Source organism: Erwinia sp. AC075 (assembly GCF_979253995.1).
Genome location: NZ_CEEDEU010000001.1, coordinates 4,104,579 through 4,123,507 on the forward strand (window position 1 = coordinate 4,104,579; position 18,929 = coordinate 4,123,507).

Here is an 18,929-nt window from a genome sequence, read left to right on the forward strand (position 1 = left end):
CTTTTTTGATCCTGAAGCAGGACTTAACGCATGGTGACAAACTCTTCCGAACCGGTCGGGTGGATTGCCACGGTGTTGTCGAAGTCTTTCTTGGTGGCGCCCATTTTCAGCGCGACCGCGAAGCCTTGCAGCATCTCATCCATACCGTAGCCGATACCGTGGATGCCGACGATCTTCTCGTCTTTACCCACGCAAACCAGCTTCATGCGGCACGGCTGGCGGTGCTGCGTCACGGCGGTGTACATGGCGGTGAACGCCGACTTATACACTTTCACTTCATCGTCGCCGTACTTCTCACGCGCTTCCGGCTCGCTCAGGCCCACGGTGCCGATTGGCGGGTGGCTGAATACCACGGTTGGTACGTTGCTGTAATCCAGGTGCTCTTCAGGCTTGTTGTTAAACAGGCGTTCGGACAGACGACGACCGGCGGCAACCGCCACGGGCGTCAGTTCAACCGCACCGGTGTTATCACCGACCGCATAAATGCCAGACACGCTGGTGTTCTGGTACTTATCGACGCTGATGTACCCTTTTTCGTTCAGCTTCACGCCGGTGACGTCCAGGTTCAGGTTGTCGGTCATTGGCTCACGACCGATGGCCCATACCAGACAATCAACGGTCTGCTCCTGACCATTTTCCAACTGCAGCGTCAGGCTGCCGTCGGCATTTTTGATCACCGCTTTCGGCACGGATTCGGTGTGCAGCGCCGGGCCTTCAGCATTCATCACTTCAACCAGCGTGTCGACGATCAACGGATCGAAGCTGCGCAGCGGCGCGTGTTTACGCACAAACAGGTGGGTTTCGGAACCCAGCGCGTTCACCACTCCGGCGATTTCGACCGCGATGTAGCCGGCACCGACCACGGCAGTGCGTTTTGGCAGGGCATCCAGCTCGAAGAAGCCGTCAGAGTCGATACCGTATTCCGCACCCGGAATCGACGGATGGGTTGGACGGCCGCCGGTGGCGATCAGGATGTTGTCGGCAGTAATTTTTTCGCCGTTCACTTCCACGGTGTGCGCATCGATAAAGCGCGCGTAGCCTTTGATCACGTCGACGTTGTTTTTACCCAGCACGTTGTCGTACGAGGTGTGAATACGGTCGATATAGGCGCTGCGGTTTTTGACCAGCGTCGCCCAGTTAAAGCTGTTAACGGTGGTATCGAAGCCGTAATCCGGGCCATACAAATGGATCGCTTCGGCAATCTGCGCCGCGTGCCACATCACTTTCTTCGGGACACACCCGACGTTTACGCAGGTACCGCCGAGTTCTTTCGCTTCGATCAGCGCGCATTTCTGTCCGTACATCGCGGCACGGTTAATAGAGGCGATACCGCCGCTGCCGCCGCCAATAGCAAGGTAGTCATAATGTCTGGTCATCGGTGATTCCATAAGTCAGTGAAATGAATTGGCAGTAGTGTAACGCCACTCGGTTAAATGCCGCAAAGTTTGCGTCTATGATTGTGATAGGGCAGCGGGGCGGAAATCAGCGATAATCGACATTTACTGCGAGATAGCTCACTGTTTTCGCATACTAACAGGCAGAGAGAGGCCGGATGGAACTGCTATTTTTAGGGACCGGCGCGGGCACGCCCAGCCGCCAGCGGAATGTCACCAGTATCGCCTTGAATTTGCAGGGGACGCGCAGCGGTTGCTGGCTGTTTGACTGCGGCGAAGGCACCCAGCATCAGATGATGCGCTCCCAGGTGAAGACCGGGAAAATCGAGAAAATTTTTATCACCCATCTGCACGGCGACCATATCTTTGGTCTGCCGGGGCTGCTGACCAGCCGTTCGATGAATGGCATCAGCGACACCCTGACCCTTTACGGCCCAAAAGGCATCAAGGCCTTTATCGACACTACCCTCAGCCTTAGCGGCTCCTGGCTGACCTTCCCGCTGGAGATTGTCGAGATCGCCGCCGGCGAGCTGTTTAGCGACGAGCATTTCCGCGTCACCGCCTGGCCGTTGACCCATCCGGTTGAGTGTTACGGCTTCCGTATTGAAGAGCATGACAAGCCGGGCGCGCTGGATGCGCAACGGCTGCTGGCAGACGGCATCAAGCCCGGCGTGCTGTTCCAGCAGCTCAAATTGGGCAAAACCGTGACCATGGACGACGGTCGGGTGGTCAGGGGCAAAGACTATCTTGGTCCGGCAAACAAAGGCCTGACGCTGGCGATTTTCGGCGATACCAGCCCGACGCCCGCAGCCGCCGAACTGGCGGCGAATGCCGATGTGATGGTGCATGAAGCCACGCTGGAAGTGGCGCTGGAAGAAAAAGCCAACAGTCGGGGACACTCTTCAACGGTGCAGGCGGCCACGGCGGCAAAAAACGCGGGCGCGAAAAAGCTGATCGTCACCCACCTTAGTTCGCGTTATCTGCGAGAGGATGCGGAAAGGTTACTGGCGGAGTGTCGGGCGATATTTCCAAATACCGAGATGGCGCATGATTTCTCGCTATTCCGGCTCTGAGCGGCGGTTCGAAAGGCAGGGCTGATGCGGTGGGACGCGCGGCGGCGTCCCACGGGTGGTCACTTATTCCGGCACGATCCAGCTGACTTTGGTGTGGCCGGTGCCAGAAGGCACCAGGTGCTTCAGCAGCCACGGCAGCACGTTGTTCATCTGCTGCTCCAGCTTCCACGGTGGGTTGATCACAATCATCCCGGACGCGGTCATGCCAAAGCGGTCGCTGTCCGGGCGCACGCCCAGCTCGATCTGCAGAATGCGGCGAATGCCGGACGCTTCCAGCTCTTTGGTGATACGTTTGATCTGCTGACGCAGCACCACCGGATACCACAGCGCGAACACGCCGGTACCAAAACGCTTATACCCTTCCACCAGACCCTGAACCACCGCCTGATAATCGGTTTTCATTTCGTAAGGCGGATCGATCAGCACCAGACCACGGCGTGACAGCGGCGGAAGCTTGGATTTCAGCTGCTGGAAACCGTCTGCACGTTCGGTGCGGGCACGGTCATCTTTCTGGAATTCGTTGCGCAGCATCGGGTAATCGCTTGGGTGCAGCTCGGTCATGTTCAGCTTGTCGAAAGGACGCAGCAGATGACGGGCGATCAGCGGGGAACCCGGATAAAAGCGCAGCTTGCCGTTCTTGTTCAGTGCCTGCACGCAGGAGATATAGCTCTCCAGCTCTTCCGGCAGATCGTCCTGTTGCCAGATGCGGGCGATGCCTTCCAGATATTCACCCGTGCGCTCGGCGTGCTCGCCGCTCAGCTGATAGCGCCCGGCACCGGCGTGGGTGTCCAGATAGAGGTAGGGTTTATCCTTCTCATTAAGCGCAGTGATAATCAGGCTCTGAACGGTGTGTTTGAGAACGTCGGCGTGATTGCCGGCATGAAAACTGTGGCGATAACTCAGCATGTCGTGGGATCTGTCCGGTGGGGAATGAGGAGCGTGCCGCCGCTGGGCGGCACATATTGGCGTCAGTATAACTGTCCTGCGCTTAAAATGCTCTGTTATCCTGGCAGGCGTTGCCACAGCGGATAGGTAAAGAACAGCAGATGCAGCAGATTAAAGCTGAAGTGCACCAGCGTGGCGACCCACACTCTGCCGCTCCACAGCCACGCCAGGCCGTAGACTATCCCCGCCAGGCTGGCGAAAATTACCAGCAGCGGGCCGCCGGCGATATGCGCCAGGCCAAACACCGCGGCGGCAATCAGTAATCCCCAGACGTTGCCCAGCTTCTGGCTCAGCCGTTGTTGCAGGTAGCCACGAAACAGCGCTTCCTCCGCAAACGAGACAAAGAACAGGTTCGCCAGCATAAAGGCACCCAGCCACTCGGGCAGGTGCCGCTCGACGCGCAGGCCGCCGGCCAGAGTGGCAATCAGCAGCAGCAGCGGCAATGACAGCATCAGCACCAGCCACCACAGCGTGTTCTTCGGTCCTGCCGCCGGACGCTTAAGCAGCGTGGGCAGACAGGCGAGCAACAGGAAGGGGATCAACGCCTTATCGAAGTTGTAATAGAAGCTGAAAGGCGCGCTTTCTGGTCCGGCTTTCACCTCGCTGACAATCTGCGGGTTAGAGAATCCGGGGATCAGATGCAGCATCAGCGCCACCGCGCCCAGCACCAGTACCGCTTCAGTCACCACCGTAACGGCGGCAGGTTTTTTGATTTGCCGATGGCCGATCGCCACCGCGCCGAGCACCACTAAGGCGGCGATCGCCGGCCAGTGAAGCGTGCCATCCACGGCCGCCATTATCAGCGCGAGCGCCAGCAGCCCGTACGAGGCGCGGCGGTAAAAAGGCAGAAAAAGTAACGAGGCCGCAAAGACGTACCACATAACAACACTCCGTGTAGAAATCGTGTTAACCGGAAAACGGCGAAAGTATGCGGCTGGCCGTCGGGGCAGGCAACTGGAATCGTGGTGAAAAGGTCAGGATTTACGGGTGAAAATGACCAGGATCAACAGCCGGGTTTTCTCAATCAGGCCATTGAATTTCGCTACACTTAGCCTCATGTTAACCTAATCGCGCGCTTAAACGCGCCTCAAACATGTTTGACTATAAGGACTGCGCAATGACCAATCCGTTACTCTCCTCTTTTACGCTTCCTCCTTTCTCCGCCATCAAACCCGAACACGTGGTCCCTGCTGTTACTCAGGCACTGGCCGAGAGCCGTGCGGCGGTGGAGAAAGCGGTTGCCCAGGGCGCGCCTTACACCTGGGATAACCTGGTTCAGCCACTGGCTGAAGTTGATGACCATTTAAGCCGTCTGTTTTCGCCGGTCAGCCACCTGAATTCGGTGAAAAACAGCCCGGAACTGCGCGAAGCCTATGAGCAAACGCTGCCGCTGCTGTCCGAATACAGCACCTGGGTGGGCCAGCACGAAGGCCTGTATCAGGCTTACCGCAATCTGAAAGAGACCAGTTACGCCGGATTAACCGCCCCGCAGAAAAAAGCCGTGGATAACGCGCTGCGTGATTTTGAGCTGTCCGGTATTGGCCTGTCGAAAGAGAAGCAGAAGCGTTATGGCGAAATCGCCGCGCGCCTGTCCGAGCTGGGCTCGAAATACAGCAACAACGTGCTTGATGCCACCATGGGCTGGAGCAAGCTTGTCACCGATGAAAGCGAGCTTGCCGGTCTGCCGGAAAGCGCACTGGGCGCGGCCAAAGCGCAGGCTGAAGCCAAAGAGCAGGAAGGCTGGCTGTTAACGCTGGATATCCCGAGCTATCTGCCGGTGATGACCTACTGCGACAATCAGGCGCTGCGCGAAGAGATGTACCGCGCCTTCTCCACCCGTGCCTCCGACCAGGGCCCGAATGCCGGCAAATGGGACAACAGCGAGGTGATGGCTGAAGAGCTGGCGCTGCGCCACGAACTGGCCCAGTTGCTGGGCTTTGACTCCTACGCCGACAAATCGCTGGCCACCAAAATGGCCGAAAACCCGGCGCAGGTCACCGACTTCCTGACCGGTCTGGCAAAACGTGCCCGTCCGCAGGCCGAGCGTGAAATCGAACAGCTGCGCGCCTTCGCGCTGAAAGAGCACGGCGTTTCTGACCTGAACCCGTGGGATCTGACCTACTTCGGTGAGAAGCAGAAGCAACACCTGTTTTCTATCAGCGACGAACAGCTGCGTCCTTACTTCCCGGAAGAGCGTGCGGTTAACGGCCTGTTCGAAGTGGTGAAACGCATTTACGGCATCACTGCCAAAGAGCGCAAAGACGTCGATGTTTATCATCCTGACGTGCGCTTCTTCGACCTGTTCGACGAAACCGGCGAGCTGCGCGGCAGCTTCTATCTGGATCTCTATGCGCGTGAACATAAACGCGGCGGGGCGTGGATGGATGACTGCGTCGGCCAGATGCGCCTTGCCGACGGCTCGCTGCAAAAACCGGTCGCCTACCTGACCTGTAACTTCAACCGTCCGCTGAAGGGTAAGCCTGCCCTGTTTACCCATGATGAGGTGACCACGCTGTTCCATGAGTTTGGTCATGGCCTGCACCATATGCTGACCCGTATCGAAACGCCGGGCGTGTCTGGCATCAGCGGTGTGCCATGGGATGCCGTCGAGCTGCCAAGCCAGTTTATGGAAAACTGGTGCTGGGAGCCGGAAGCGCTGGCCTTTATCTCCGGTCATTATGAAACCGGCGAACCACTGCCGCAGGCGCTTCTGGAGAAAATGCTGGCGGCGAAAAACTACCAGGCGGCGCTGTTTATCCTGCGTCAGCTGGAGTTCGGCCTGTTCGACTTCCGCCTGCATGCCGAGTTCGACCCGGCCAAAGGCGCGCAGATCCTGGAGATGCTGAAAGAGATTAAACAGCTGGTGGCGGTGATCCCAAGCCCAGCCTGGGGCCGCTTCCCGCATGCCTTCAGCCATATCTTTGCCGGTGGCTATGCGGCGGGTTACTACAGCTATCTGTGGGCCGACGTGCTGGCAGCCGATGCCTACTCACGCTTTGAAGAAGAAGGTATTTTCAATCGTGAAACCGGCCAGTCATTCCTGGATAACATTCTGACCCGTGGCGGGTCTGAAGAGCCAATGGAGCTGTTCAAACGCTTCCGTGGGCGTGAGCCGCAGCTGGATGCGATGCTGGCTCATTACGGTATTCAGGAATAGCGTTAACGTGAAGATTTGTTTAGTGGATGAATCGGGCGCCGGAGACGGCGCCTTATCTGTTTTAGCCGATCGCTGGCAGCTGGAGCACGATGCGTCAGCGCCGATGGCGCTGGTAATGACCGCTACGCACCTCGAACTGCGCAAGCTCGATGAGCCTAAGCTTGGCGGGATTTTTGTCGACTTCGTAGAAGGCGCGATGGCGCACCGTCGGCGTTTTGGCGGTGGTCGCGGCGAAGCGGTGGCCAGAGCGGTCGGCATCAAAAGCGGTTATCTGCCTGCGGTGGTCGATGCCACTGCCGGCCTGGGACGCGATGCCTTTGTGCTGGCTTCGATTGGCTGCCGTGTGCAGATGCTGGAGCGCCATCCGGTGGTGGCCGCGCTGTTGGATGACGGTTTACGGCGGGGCTATGAAAGTGCCGAAATCGGCGGCTGGCTGCGCGAACGGCTGACCTTGATCCACGCGTCGAGCCTGCAAGCACTCGCTGAGATCGTTGAACAGCCGGATGTGGTTTATCTCGATCCGATGTTCCCCCACAAGCAGAAAAGCGCGCTGGTCAAAAAAGAGATGCGGGTTTTCCAGACGCTGGTGGGTGCCGATGACGATGCCGATGGCCTGCTGGAACCGGCCCGGCGCCTGGCGAAGAAGCGCGTGGTGGTGAAGCGACCTGACTACGCACCGCCCCTGGCGGGCGTGGTAACACAGGCGGCGGTGGTGACCAAAAGCCACCGGTTTGATATCTATCCGCCGCTAATCAGCGAATAAACGCCGGTTGGCGAAAACAAAAAGGGCGGAATATCTTCCGCCCTTTCTTTTGTCTTATGCCTCAGACTATTCGTCTTCTTCGTCGCGCAGCGGCACGATCAGCATATCGATATGGACGGTGTTGATCAGCTGGCGCGCCGAGGACATCAGCTTGCTCCAGAAGTCCTGATGGTGACCACAGACCACCAAATCCACATCGTATTTTTTGATGGCATCAACCAATACCTGGCCCAGATCGCCGCTGCCGCTCAGGGTTTCGGAAATCGGGTAGCCTGCGCTGTTAGAGAGGTCAGTCAGGGCGGTATGGGTCTCTTCAGAGATACGTTTTTGCATATCGCCAAGGTTCACATCGATCAACCCGGTGTACAGGTCGGAATAGTTAACATCGACGTGGATCAGTGACACTTTGGCATCGTAAGGACGCGCCATGGACACCGCTTTGGCGACCAGCAGCTTACTTTCAGGGGAAAGGTCGACTGCAATCAGAATGTGTTTGTAAGACATAACGATACTCCTTTCATTCGTTGCGGAGAGTTATCCGCCGACAAAGTTGTCTTTTTGCATCATAACACATTGAAATCCGTTGCTAATGTTTAATGCATGATGGTTTAGTACCGCGCCTGAGATGAGCAAACATCCCGGCACCTTTATAGTTTTCGCATTTATTATAGCCCGAATTGTTAACAGACGGGCGTGCAGGCCGCGCCCTTTGCGAGCGGGATCAAAATGAATTTTTCTCTCTTTCTGCTGCTCAGGCAAAACATCGCTGGAATTATTTTAATCAAATCTCCTACACTGATATTAACGACCCGTTATGCGCTAATGACGGTCGCTCAGCGGTTACAACTTCAATTCTGTCTGGTTCAATGAGGTGATTGGCGAATCATTGTGGGGCTTGTCCGGCATTCCCCGCGGATAACGTCCTTTAGATGCCTTGCCGGGAGGGGATCATGATCAGCACCATCGCGCTTTTCTGGGCTCTTTGTGTGGTTTGTGTGGTGAATATGGCGCGCTACTTTTCCTCTTTGCGCGCGCTTTTAGTGGTGCTACGTGGGTGTGACCCTTTACTGTATCAATATGTGGATGGCGCGGGATTTTTTACCTCACACGGGCAGCCGAGCAAGCAGGTTCGACTGGTGCGTTATATCTGGTCACAGCGTTATCGCGACCATCATGATGATGAGTTTATTCGCCGCTGCGAGCGGGTTCGGGGCCAGTTTATCCTGACCAGCGCCTTATGCGGATTGATTGTAATTAGTCTGGTCGGGCTGGCGATTTGGCACTAACGCCGCGCCGACATCAGAAACGAAAAAGGGCGGAGATAATCTCCGCCCTTTTGTTTTTTCTGCTGCTGATTACGCCACGAACCTCAACGCAATCCAGTACAATCCACCGGACAACACTATCGACACTGGCAGGGTTAACACCCATGCCAACAGGATATTTTTGATGGTGCGGCTCTGTACGCCTCCGCCATCAACCAGCATGGTACCGGCGACGGAAGAAGAGAGCACATGGGTGGTCGACACCGGCATCCCGGTGTAGCTCGCCACGCCGATGGAGACCGCGGCAGTCATCTGCGCGGACATGCCCTGCGCATAGGTCATGCCTTTTTTACCGATCTTCTCACCGATAGTGGTCGCCACACGGCGCCAGCCAACCATGGTACCCAGCGACAGCGCCAGCGCGACCGCCACGATAATCCAGATCGGTGCGTACTCAACGGTGTTCAACAGGTCGCTTTTCAGCTTGCCGAGGAAGCGCTGATCGTCATTGCTGACGCCAGGCAGCTTGGCGGCTTTCTCTGCGGTATCGGAGATACACATCAGCAGACGGCGAAGCTGCGCGCGCTGGTCGACGGTCAGGTTGTCGTAGCTCTGCAGGTTATTCAACAGGCTCTGGGCATGGTCGATAGCCGGCAGCGCACGGGCCGCATCACAGTGGAACTCATGCGGGCCGCTTGGCACTTCTTCCGGCGTAGGAACGGCCGGTGGCGCCATCTGAATAATATGGGTCAGCGAATCAGCATGCTGCTGATAGTACTGCTCCAGATGGTTCACCGCATCGCGGGTACGGGTGATGTCATAGCCAGAGGAGTTCATATTGACCACGAACCCGGCCGGGGCGACGCCAATCAACACCAGCATAATCAGGCCAATGCCTTTCTGACCATCGTTTGCACCGTGTGAATAGCTTACGCCGATAGCGGAAACAATCAGGGCGATCCGGGTCCAGAATGGCGGTTTCTTTTTACCGTCAATCTTTTCACGATCGGCAGGGGTCATATGAATGCGCAGACGTTTTTTGTTCCCGCTCCAGTAACGACGCAGCAGGAAAACCAGGCCGCCGGCCAGCACCAGGCCGACAATCGGAGAGATCACCAGTGAGGCAAAAATGCCGATCATTTTCGGGATGTTCAGCGCGTCCACTACCGAGGTGCCGGTAATCAGAGCGTTGGTCAGGCCAATGCCGATAATGGCCCCGATGAGGGTATGGGAGCTGGAGGCCGGCAGACCAAAGTACCAGGTGCCGAGGTTCCAGATAATTGCCGCCAGCAACATGGAGAAGACCATGGCAAGGCCATGCGCCGATCCAACGTTAAGCAACAGGTCAGTGGGAAGCAAATGAACGATGGCGTAAGCCACACTCAGTCCGCCCAGCATGACGCCAAAGAAGTTGAATACCCCGGCCATCACCACCGCAAGTTGCGATCGCATTGCGCGGGTATAAATAACGGTAGCCACTGCATTGGCCGTATCGTGGAAGCCATTGATCGCTTCGTAGAACAACACAAAAAGCAGCGCAAGCACCAGTAAGATACCGGTGTGATAATCGAGACCAGCAAACAGATGTAACATAAGCGTTAAGCCATTTTGGAGGACATGAACGCGGCGCATTATCAGCGAGAATGCGCGGCCGGGGAAAGCGAAATATAGACTTTTTTTGACATTAATGTGGCGATTAGATGAATTCAGAACATTGCTCTGCGCAAAAAATAACCTGTTTTGCGATCTTTGCCGGACGCGCGTTTTGTGACTCTGGTATCAGCGGCCCCTTATCACTACAATCAGCGTTTTTTCAGCAGCCCCGGAGCGAGTCGTGGAAAAGTTTGACGTTATCATTATTGGCGCCGGTGCGGCTGGCTTGTTTTGTGCCGCACAGGCGGGACAACGCGGCAAGCGGGTGCTGCTGCTGGATAACGGCAAAAAGGCCGGCCGTAAGATCCTGATGTCCGGCGGCGGTCGCTGCAACTTCACCAACCTGTTTATCGAACCGGCGGCCTACCTGTCGCAAAACCCCCATTTCTGCAAATCGGCGCTGGCGCGGTATACCCAGTGGGATTTTATCGATCTGATCAACCGCCACGGCATTGCCTGGCATGAGAAGACGCTGGGGCAGCTGTTTTGTGATGAGTCAGCGCAACAGGTTGTCGACCTGCTGCTGAAAGAGTGCGAAGCGGGGAAGGTCACGGTGCGGCTAAGAAGCGAAGTGTTGAGCGTTTCCCGCGACGAGACGTACACGTTGGAGCTGAATGGCGATACGGTGCAGGCGGATAAGCTGGTGATTGCCACCGGCGGGCTGTCGATGCCGGGATTGGGTGCGTCGCCGTTTGGCTACAAGATTGCCGAGCAGTTCGGCCTGAAAGTGTTTCCGACCCGCGCCGGGCTGGTGCCGTTCACCTTGCATAAGCCGCTGCTGGAACAGCTGCAGACGCTGTCCGGCGTGGCGGTGCCTGCGACCGTCACCGCCGAAGACGGCACGGTGTTTAAAGAGGCGTTGCTGTTCACCCACCGGGGATTATCAGGACCGGCAGTGTTGCAGCTCTCCAGCTACTGGTTGCCGGGTGAGTTTGTCACCATCAACCTGTCACCGGAACGCGAGCTCGGCGCCTTTATTAATGAAGAGCGCGAGGCCCATGCGAATCAAAGCCTGAAAAACACCCTGGCAAAAGTGCTGCCGCGCCGGCTGGTCGACAGCCTGCAGCTGCTCGGCCACGTGCCGGAATGCACCTTAAAGCAGCTTAACAGCCGCCAGCAGGCTGAGCTGGTCGCGCTGCTGCACAACTGGCGCATTCAACCTAACGGCACTGAAGGTTACCGCACCGCCGAAGTGACCCTTGGCGGCGTTGATACCAGCGTGCTGTCGTCGAAAACCATGGAAGCACGGGATGTGCCTGGCCTGTACTTTATCGGTGAGGTGGTGGATGTGTCGGGCTGGCTGGGCGGCTATAACTTCCAGTGGGCGTGGGCATCGGCCTGGGCGTGTGCGCAGGCGCTGTGATCGTCACTCAGCCGCGCTTCGCAAGCGCTGGCAACAAGGCGACGATAACGGCCGTTAAGGCCGTTGGGAATTCTGCTTCAGCGGGAACAGTCGGGTGTTGATGATGGCAATGTTCACTTCACAGGGCACGCCGTCGTCGAGAAACACGGTTTCATTGATCTGAATAACCGCATCGTTTTCCGTCAGCTTTAATAACGCGATGATGTCCGGATCGGTTAAATTTAACGCCGTCAGGTTTTGATCCCTGAGCTGGACTTTCTTCCCGGTAAGCTCCTCGATATACGAATATTTCGAGATTTCCAGCTTGCTAAATTCCATGCTGCTAAACAGGTTTACCGGCAGGTGAATATGTTCAAGCGCCACCGGAATATCATCGAAGCACATCAAACGTAAAATCTTATACACCTGATCGCTGTTCTTGATGCGCAGCGCCTGCGCCATATCCGCCGACGGTACCTTCATGATGCTGACCGAAATGATTTTTCTGACGCCTTTGTGACCATGCTTTTGCGCCTGATAATCAAACGGCGACAGCGCGTGAAATCGCCCCGACTGGTTACTTATCCCGATAGATCCAACAAAAAGCCCGGATCCTTTCACCCGGTAAATCCGCTGTTGCTCAATCAGAATGCGCGTTGCTTCGCGCACCGTCGCGCGGGTAATGCCAATGTTTTTGGCAATGGAAATTTCGGTATCCAGCTTCTCTCCGGGTAGAAGGCCATCGTCCTTAATTTTTTTGAGGATGTAATCAACAACCTCTCGCTGTTTTTCTGTAATGCCATCAACCATCGATTTTTTCCCGTGAGAGTGAAAGACAGATTTCCCCAGTCCGGCCGCGATTTGCCTGACTTTCCGTGCTGAATATCACTTTGGTTACATGGATATGTGATCAACTTAACGAATTTACACTGAGGGTCAGCCTGTCCAGCTGGTTTTAAACTTTACATGTTGTATCTGTACACGTCCACGTACATTATTGAGATGACTAGACACCTGAAACATGTCTAGACGGGATCGCCTTACAGAGGTCATGGCTTTTGGGTTAATGCACTATCTGCCGTGCTCATGATTTTAACTGTCTGTAATAAATCAATTTTATTGATTTATTTTGAAATCATTTTTCCCGCTGGTTTTCCCGTTTTTAAGTGAGATTTGTGGGTGGGAAACGGGCAGGGAAAATGAGGCTAAACATTATCTGACTGTACACGTCAATCAGATCGCTCATGTAAACAGCAGGATGAAGACTATGCCACACCTGGGAAATTGGTTAGATAATAATAAAATTCAATACGTTGAAAACGTTGCTGACTGGAAGGACGCGCTGCTGATCGCCGGACGTCCGCTGCTCAGTGAAGGGAGCATTTCGCAAGACTACATTGATGCCATCATTCAACAAAAAGAGCAGATCGGCCCGTATTTCGTTATCGCGCCGCGGATTGCCATGCCCCATGCGCGTCCTGAGCAGGGCGCCTTAAAACTGGGGTTGTCGATTGTACTGCTGGGCAATGCGGTGAACTTTGATTCTGAAGAGAACGATCCGGTCAGCGCGCTTTTCATGTTTGCCGCGCCGGACAGCAACAGCCATATCGAGATGATTTCCCAGCTGGCGGAAGTCCTGTCCGATGAAGAGATTATGGATCGGCTGTTTGCTGCCTCAAGCCAGGAACAGCTGATGACGATTTTACTGGGCGATGCATCTGCCCGTTAACACTCTCCTTTTGACCAACAGATATTGAGGTTTGATATGAAAATTATGGCGGTGTGTGGTTCAGGTTTGGGCAGTAGCTTCATGATGGAAATGAACATCAAGAAAGTGCTTAAAACCCTCGGAATTGAAGCGGAAGTGGAACACTCCGATCTCGGCTCGGTGACGCCTGATGTGGCGGATGTGTTTGTTATGGCAAAAGACATTGCCTACAGCGCCAATCTTCCGGAACAAAAGGTCATTATCATTAATAACATTATTGACCTGAAGGAAATTGAGCAAAAAGTACGCGAGTATTTCGGCAAATAATAACGCTCATAACCAGATAAACACCTTACCCTCGAGGTTAAAATGTTTACTCAAAACCTTTTGCAGTTCGTCGTCGACGTGCTGAAAGTGCCCTCCATCCTGGTAGGACTGGTGGCATTATTCGGCCTTGTTGCGCAGAAGAAGCCGCTGCCTGATGTGATTAAGGGCACGGTAAAAACCATTCTGGGCTTCCTGGTGCTGGCGGGCGGGGCGACGGTATTGGTCGGCTCGCTGACGCCACTGGGCGACATTTTCAAACAGGCGTTTGATGTACAGGGCATCATTCCCAATAACGAAGCGATGGTCTCCATTGCGCTGGCGAAATATGGTGCCCCTACCACCATGATTATGGCCTTCGGCATGGTGGCGAATATTGTGGTCGCCCGGTTCACCCGTCTGAAATACATCTATCTGTCCGGCCATGTCACCTTCTATATGGCCTGTATGATCGCGATTATTTTATCGGTGGCGGGTTTTGAAGGCATCCAGCTTATTTATACCGGTTCGCTGGCGTTGGGTATTCTGATGGCGACCTTCCCGGCCATTGCTCAGCCTTATATGCGTAAGATCATCGGCGGTGACCACGTCGCGCTGGCGCATACCGGCACCATTGGCTACGTGTTATCGGGTTGGATTGGCTCGCTGGTCGGTAAAGGTTCCAAATCTACTGAAGAAATGAACATGCCAAAAAACCTCAGTTTTTTGCGTGACAGCACCATTTCTATCTCGCTGACGATGATGATCATTTACTTAATCCTGTCGGTTTCCGCCGGTAAAGCGTATGTGGAAACGAACTTCAGTAACGGTCAGAACTACCTGGTTTACTCCTTTATTCAGGCGATTACCTTTGCAGCCGGTGTCTTCATCATTCTGCAGGGCGTACGTCTGATCCTGGCTGAAATCGTTCCTGCCTTTACCGGCTTCTCCGAAAAGCTGGTGCCGAATGCCCGTCCTGCGCTGGATTGCCCGATTGTCTTCCCGTATGCGCCTAATGCGGTGCTGGTCGGCTTTATTTCCAGCTTCATCGGTGGCCTGGTAGGGTTGTTTATCCTCGGTCAGCTGCACTGGGTATTGATTCTGCCGGGTGTAGTGCCTCACTTCTTCTGTGGCGCAACGGCGGGCGTGTTCGGTAATGCCACCGGCGGCAAGCGTGGGGCGATCTGCGGTGCGTTTGCGCACGGCATATTGATCACCTTCCTGCCCGTGGCGTTGCTGCCGGTACTGGGACAGATTGGCCTGACCAACACCACCTTCTCGGATACCGATTTCGGCGTGGTGGGGATCCTGCTGGGCAACATGGCTCACTTTATGGATAAAGGGACCATCACCATGATCATCACCGGCATTTTCGGACTGTTAGTGATTTATAACTTCGCCGCGCCGAAAAAAGTCGTGGTGGAAGAGAACGCAGGCTAAGCCCAACGGCTCACAGCAACCGGTCAGGCGGGCGAAGGTGCCTCCGGTTGCTGTCTCCCTATCGCGGTTGGGGATCGGCAGAATGAGACGATCTCAACTTGTTAAAAAGTCATCAAAAAAATTAACGCTTGCTTAATGCGTCGTGCTGCGCGTAGTATGCGTCATCGGTTTGGAACACAGACCTTATGTAAGCAGTTTTAGTAAAGCAGTCCTCAGTTTAAGTGTTATCCCTAGATACCCTTCCTCATGAGCCTCCTCCTAAGTGCGCCCATAAGTAATTATCTGAAACTCAGGCCAAGTTCGCCGCGTTGAGTGGCTCAAAAAATTAAAGGAAATATCTATGTCTAACAAAATGACTGGTTTAGTAAAATGGTTCAACTCTGACAAAGGCTTCGGCTTCATTTCTCCAGAAGACGGCAGCAAAGATGTATTCGTACATTTCTCTGCAATCCAGAGCAACGATTTCAAAACTTTAGATGAAGGCCAGAAAGTAGAGTTCACTATCGAGAACGGTGCTAAAGGTCCATCAGCTGGCAACGTAGTTGCTCTGTAATTGCTGATACTTCGCTAACACTTGCGACAGCGATGACGGCATTAGCCCGAGCAGCCAGGTACCAGCGATAAAAAAACCCGCCTTGTGCGGGTTTTTTGTTTTCAGCGTTCAGTAAAAGCCACTCCCGGTGAACGGCCGCCATCAAGGCGCGCGGTTATCCGGCGGAGTGGCTTTTTTTATGGGCGTGATTCGGTATCTGCGCTCAGCGGCAGGGCCCGGTCCTGAAATCAAACACCGCGGTTTGCTGGTACAGGAACAGTTTGTAGACGCAGTCCTGTGACAGATAGGCGGGCGTCGCGGTTTTCATCTCCGGCAGGGTTGGCGTTATCCGCAGGGCGATATTTTCCCGCAGGGCCAGCACCTGATATTCCCAGGGCGCTGACTCCATCAGCATCGGCAGGCGAATAGCCTGGATCAGCGGAAAGTTACGCAGGCTGATGATGATATCGGGTGAATCGGCCGGCTGGCCGATAAACGCAATATTCTTCACGTCCTGGGGTGGGATATGCGACAGGTCGATCTTCATTCGCTGCAGCAGATTTGCGGTGTAGCGCTGATCGTTGGCGACGGTGTTAAAGGCCGAGACCATCAACACCAGGCAGTAAAGCAGCGGCAGCAGCGTTAAAGCCTGTACCCAGCGTCGTATCGCTGGAAAGGCCAGAATATTGACGCAGAAGCAAAACAGGCTGAAGCAACTCCAGGCAATCAGCACGCGAGGACTGATTACCGGATCGCTCAGCAGCAATGAAAGCCCCGGAATGGCGGCGATCGCCAGAAACGGCAGCAGAACGATCGCCAGACCGTTGAATATTTTCCGCCTGGCGGAGCCCGCCTCTCTTGCCGTCCTGACCAGTAATATCAGCAACCCCAAAGTGGCTAACAGCAGCGGAACCGCAATCAACAGCACCTTATACCCTGGGAACGCGCTCAGCACCATCGCGGTGAAGCTGTCGACGTTCTGCAATAAGGTGGCAAAGGCAGCGGGTCCGGGCGGAATCATTTTGCTGTGCGCCAGGCTGTAAGGGTCGGTTACCAGCCAGGCGACGATAATCACCTTATACAGCACGGCGGCGATCAGACCGGCCGCCATTTTTTCGCCGATATACGGCCAGATCGCCTCACGGTTAACCCACAGCCTGAAGGTGATAATGGCGCAACAGCCGAGATAGACATTCAATCCGGTCTGGTAGGTGGTCATTACCAACAGCATCAGCCCCGCCGTCAGCAGGATATGAATAGCGCGACTGAATCTGAGCGGCAGACTGGCTATCATCGCCATGGCCAGCGACAGCATCATGGTCAGCGAGTCATAGCTATAGAGCAGTGACTGCGCGAGAAAAGGGTTGAGGATCATAAACTGGGCGGGCAACAGCTGCCAGTAACCGCGCAGCGGTAGCGCCAGTTTTTCTGCGTATATCACGCTGGCGGCGGCGAGGATCGCCAGGCCCATCAGCAGCGGCAGCGGCGAGATATCGTTGACGCTGGTATTAAAGCGCAGCGCAACGTTGATCAGCCAGGTTAACGGGCGGCCGTTGGAGATCCACAGATTGGCCTGGCCATTAACAATGCGGAAGAAGTCATCCCGGTAATAAACCTTTTCGCTCCACAGCGGCAGCGTCATCAGCAGGCCAGTCAGGAAGGTGTAGAGGATCTGCCGGTGACGGCTGATGACTGAGGTGGCAGACTCACCATTGCGCATGTTATTCCAGATGAAGGCGTGCGTTGAAGAGCCACTAAAAAGCCGTGGAGTGCTTCAGTTTACCCGGGAATGTCGGCGGCGGAAGTCCGTATTAACGAGGGATATGAGAGGGCGTTCGCAATTTTGATTAACAGCGTGCGGCAGAGTCGGGCTCTGCCGCATAAAGCCCTTAAATCACCGCAGAGAGCAGCCAGACCAGCACAAAGCCGGTGACGCCCATCGCCGTGGTCAGCACGGTCCAGGTTTTCAAGCCGTCCGCCACTGACAGGCCGAGGTAACGGGTGACCACCCAGAAACCGGCGTCGTTTACGTGGGACAGGCCCAGTCCGCCAAAGCAGGCTGACAGCGTAACCAGCACCAGCTGCATATCGCTCAGGCCGGTGACGGCCTGGGTCAGCAGTCCGCTGGTGGTGAGGATCGCCACGGTTGCCGACCCCTGCGATGCCCGTAGCGCCAGCGACAGAATAAAGGCGGCGGGGATCAGCGGCAGATGGATGGTTTCCAGCGACAGTGCCAGCGCTTTACCCACGCCGGACTCGACCAGCACTTTACCAAAAGCACCGCCCGCACCGGCGACGAGGATCACTCCCGCCGAGCTTGGGATAGCGCGATCCAGCAGTTCACCCAGCTTCTCTTTGCTGATGCCACGACGCAGCGCCAGCAGCCAGGCCGACAGCGCCAGCGCAATCAGCAGCGCAATCGCCGGCGTACCGATTAACGTCAGCAGCTGGCGGATAACGTTGCCTTCTGGCAGCGCCGTGTGCGCCAGCGTGCCCACCACAATCAGCACGATAGGCACCACGATCAATGAAGCAATCAGCGTTGCGCCCGGTGGTTGTGTCCCGGTTTTTCCCGGCGCGCTTTCAGGTTTAGCCAGCTGCAGCTGCTCCAGCACCGCCAGCGACAGGTGATACTGACGGCGGTTCATCGCTTTCGCCACAAAGTAACCCACCACGCCAACCGGGATCGACACCGCGATGCCCAGCAGCATCAGCCAGCCCACGTCGGTGCCCAACAGGCCCGCCGCCGCTGCTGCACCGGGGTGGGTCGGTAACGCCACGTGTACGGTCAGCATCACGCCCGCCATCGGCAGGCCATATTTGATTGGCGAGACCTTCGCGACCTTGGTGAAGCCGTAAATCAGCGGGATAACAATAATAAAGCCGACTTCAAAGAACACCGGGATGCCGAGAATAAAGGCGGCCATGGTCAGCGCGGCGACGGTGCGTTTGATGCCCAGCGCATGGGTGAAGCGCTGCGCCAGCGACTCCGCGCCGCCGGAGGATTCAATAATCGCCCCGAGCATCGCGCCCAGCACGATGATGATGGTAATCGACCCCAGCAGGCCGCCCATCCCGGCAACGATCACCTTCATAATGTTGTCCGCCGGGATGCCGGTGGCGATCGCCACTAACAGGCTGACCACTAACAGGGCGACGAACGGATGGATTTTCAGTTTGATCACCATCAGCAGCAAAATCAGCACGCTGGCGACGGCGATAGTCAATAACAGGGCGGTGGACATTATTTCAGCCTCGAAGGATTTTATAATTTTATCATGTTTTTCAACATGGTATGGGTAGGTCATCCCTGGCTCTGGCCTGATTCAGGCAACAGAAAGCCAACGCTGCGCT

At 55.6% G+C, this 18,929-nt stretch carries 17 protein-coding genes; 9 read left to right on the forward strand and 8 right to left on the reverse strand.

Going from position 1 to position 18,929, the window contains the following annotated elements; genetic code table 11:
* Window positions 1-23 precede the first annotated feature (23 nt).
* Complete coding sequence (gene gorA, locus AC0IXH_RS19210; RefSeq protein ID WP_013204317.1) at window positions 24-1,376, reverse strand: glutathione-disulfide reductase; 1,353 nt, start codon at window positions 1,374-1,376, stop codon at window positions 24-26.
* A gap of 176 nt (window positions 1,377-1,552) precedes the next feature.
* On the opposite strand from gorA, the gene rnz reads away from it, so the two are divergent.
* Window positions 1,553-2,467, forward strand: coding sequence for a ribonuclease Z (rnz, locus tag AC0IXH_RS19215; RefSeq protein ID WP_471720859.1), 915 nt, complete (start codon window positions 1,553-1,555; stop codon window positions 2,465-2,467).
* A 63-nt stretch (window positions 2,468-2,530) separates the two neighbouring features.
* On the opposite strand, the gene AC0IXH_RS19220 is transcribed toward rnz, so the two are convergent.
* Together AC0IXH_RS19220 and AC0IXH_RS19225 are read right to left on the reverse strand one after the other, a co-directional pair.
* Complete coding sequence (locus AC0IXH_RS19220) at window positions 2,531-3,373, reverse strand: 23S rRNA (adenine(2030)-N(6))-methyltransferase RlmJ (protein WP_013204315.1); 843 nt, start codon at window positions 3,371-3,373, stop codon at window positions 2,531-2,533.
* Window positions 3,374-3,468: 95 nt separating this feature from the next.
* Window positions 3,469-4,293 carry a lysostaphin resistance A-like protein gene (locus AC0IXH_RS19225; protein ID WP_471720860.1) on the reverse strand — a complete coding sequence of 275 codons (825 nt, stop codon included), beginning with the start codon at window positions 4,291-4,293 and terminating at the stop codon, window positions 3,469-3,471.
* Between the two features lie 236 nt (window positions 4,294-4,529).
* Here AC0IXH_RS19225 and prlC point away from each other — a divergent pair, with 236 nt between their 5' ends.
* Complete coding sequence (gene prlC, locus AC0IXH_RS19230) at window positions 4,530-6,569, forward strand: oligopeptidase A (RefSeq protein WP_471720861.1); 2,040 nt, start codon at window positions 4,530-4,532, stop codon at window positions 6,567-6,569.
* A gap of 7 nt (window positions 6,570-6,576) precedes the next feature.
* Window positions 6,577-7,332 carry a 16S rRNA (guanine(1516)-N(2))-methyltransferase RsmJ gene (rsmJ, locus tag AC0IXH_RS19235; RefSeq protein WP_013204312.1) on the forward strand — a complete coding sequence of 252 codons (756 nt, stop codon included), beginning with the start codon at window positions 6,577-6,579 and terminating at the stop codon, window positions 7,330-7,332.
* 66 nt (window positions 7,333-7,398) lie between these two features.
* Here rsmJ and uspA read toward each other — a convergent pair whose 3' ends face one another.
* Window positions 7,399-7,836 carry a universal stress protein UspA gene (uspA, locus tag AC0IXH_RS19240; RefSeq protein WP_013204311.1) on the reverse strand — a complete coding sequence of 146 codons (438 nt, stop codon included), beginning with the start codon at window positions 7,834-7,836 and terminating at the stop codon, window positions 7,399-7,401.
* A gap of 446 nt (window positions 7,837-8,282) precedes the next feature.
* Here uspA and uspB point away from each other — a divergent pair, with 446 nt between their 5' ends.
* Complete coding sequence (gene uspB / locus AC0IXH_RS19245; protein ID WP_013204310.1) at window positions 8,283-8,618, forward strand: universal stress protein UspB; 336 nt, start codon at window positions 8,283-8,285, stop codon at window positions 8,616-8,618.
* Window positions 8,619-8,687: 69 nt separating this feature from the next.
* Here uspB and pitA read toward each other — a convergent pair whose 3' ends face one another.
* Window positions 8,688-10,190 (reverse strand): inorganic phosphate transporter PitA, encoded by a 1,503-nt coding sequence (gene pitA / locus AC0IXH_RS19250; RefSeq protein WP_013204309.1) that lies wholly within the window; start codon window positions 10,188-10,190, stop codon window positions 8,688-8,690.
* 241 nt (window positions 10,191-10,431) lie between these two features.
* On the opposite strand from pitA, the gene AC0IXH_RS19255 reads away from it, so the two are divergent.
* A complete protein-coding gene (locus AC0IXH_RS19255; RefSeq protein WP_346568142.1) occupies window positions 10,432-11,613 on the forward strand; it encodes a BaiN/RdsA family NAD(P)/FAD-dependent oxidoreductase in 1,182 nt (393 codons plus the stop codon).
* Between the two features lie 54 nt (window positions 11,614-11,667).
* On the opposite strand, the gene AC0IXH_RS19260 is transcribed toward AC0IXH_RS19255, so the two are convergent.
* Window positions 11,668-12,402, reverse strand: a complete 735-nt coding sequence (locus AC0IXH_RS19260; protein ID WP_013204307.1) for a GntR family transcriptional regulator — start codon at window positions 12,400-12,402, stop codon at window positions 11,668-11,670.
* Window positions 12,403-12,859: 457 nt separating this feature from the next.
* Here AC0IXH_RS19260 and AC0IXH_RS19265 point away from each other — a divergent pair, with 457 nt between their 5' ends.
* The 4 genes from AC0IXH_RS19265 (at window position 12,860) to cspE (ending at window position 15,596) form a co-directional block, all read left to right on the forward strand.
* Window positions 12,860-13,321 carry a PTS sugar transporter subunit IIA gene (locus AC0IXH_RS19265; RefSeq protein WP_471720862.1) on the forward strand — a complete coding sequence of 154 codons (462 nt, stop codon included), beginning with the start codon at window positions 12,860-12,862 and terminating at the stop codon, window positions 13,319-13,321.
* Between the two features lie 36 nt (window positions 13,322-13,357).
* Entirely contained in the window at window positions 13,358-13,627 is a 270-nt protein-coding gene (locus AC0IXH_RS19270) for a PTS sugar transporter subunit IIB (RefSeq protein WP_013204304.1), read from the forward strand.
* A gap of 42 nt (window positions 13,628-13,669) precedes the next feature.
* Entirely contained in the window at window positions 13,670-15,043 is a 1,374-nt protein-coding gene (locus AC0IXH_RS19275) for a PTS ascorbate transporter subunit IIC (protein ID WP_013204303.1), read from the forward strand.
* 340 nt (window positions 15,044-15,383) lie between these two features.
* Entirely contained in the window at window positions 15,384-15,596 is a 213-nt protein-coding gene (gene cspE, locus AC0IXH_RS19280; protein ID WP_013204302.1) for a transcription antiterminator/RNA stability regulator CspE, read from the forward strand.
* 202 nt (window positions 15,597-15,798) lie between these two features.
* Here the strand turns inward: cspE and AC0IXH_RS19285 are convergent, their stop codons facing one another.
* Together AC0IXH_RS19285 and AC0IXH_RS19290 are read right to left on the reverse strand one after the other, a co-directional pair.
* Entirely contained in the window at window positions 15,799-17,295 is a 1,497-nt protein-coding gene (locus AC0IXH_RS19285; RefSeq protein ID WP_471720863.1) for a glucosyltransferase domain-containing protein, read from the reverse strand.
* A gap of 169 nt (window positions 17,296-17,464) precedes the next feature.
* Window positions 17,465-18,820, reverse strand: coding sequence for a GntP family transporter (locus AC0IXH_RS19290; RefSeq protein ID WP_013204300.1), 1,356 nt, complete (start codon window positions 18,818-18,820; stop codon window positions 17,465-17,467).
* Window positions 18,821-18,929: the final 109 nt, after the last annotated feature.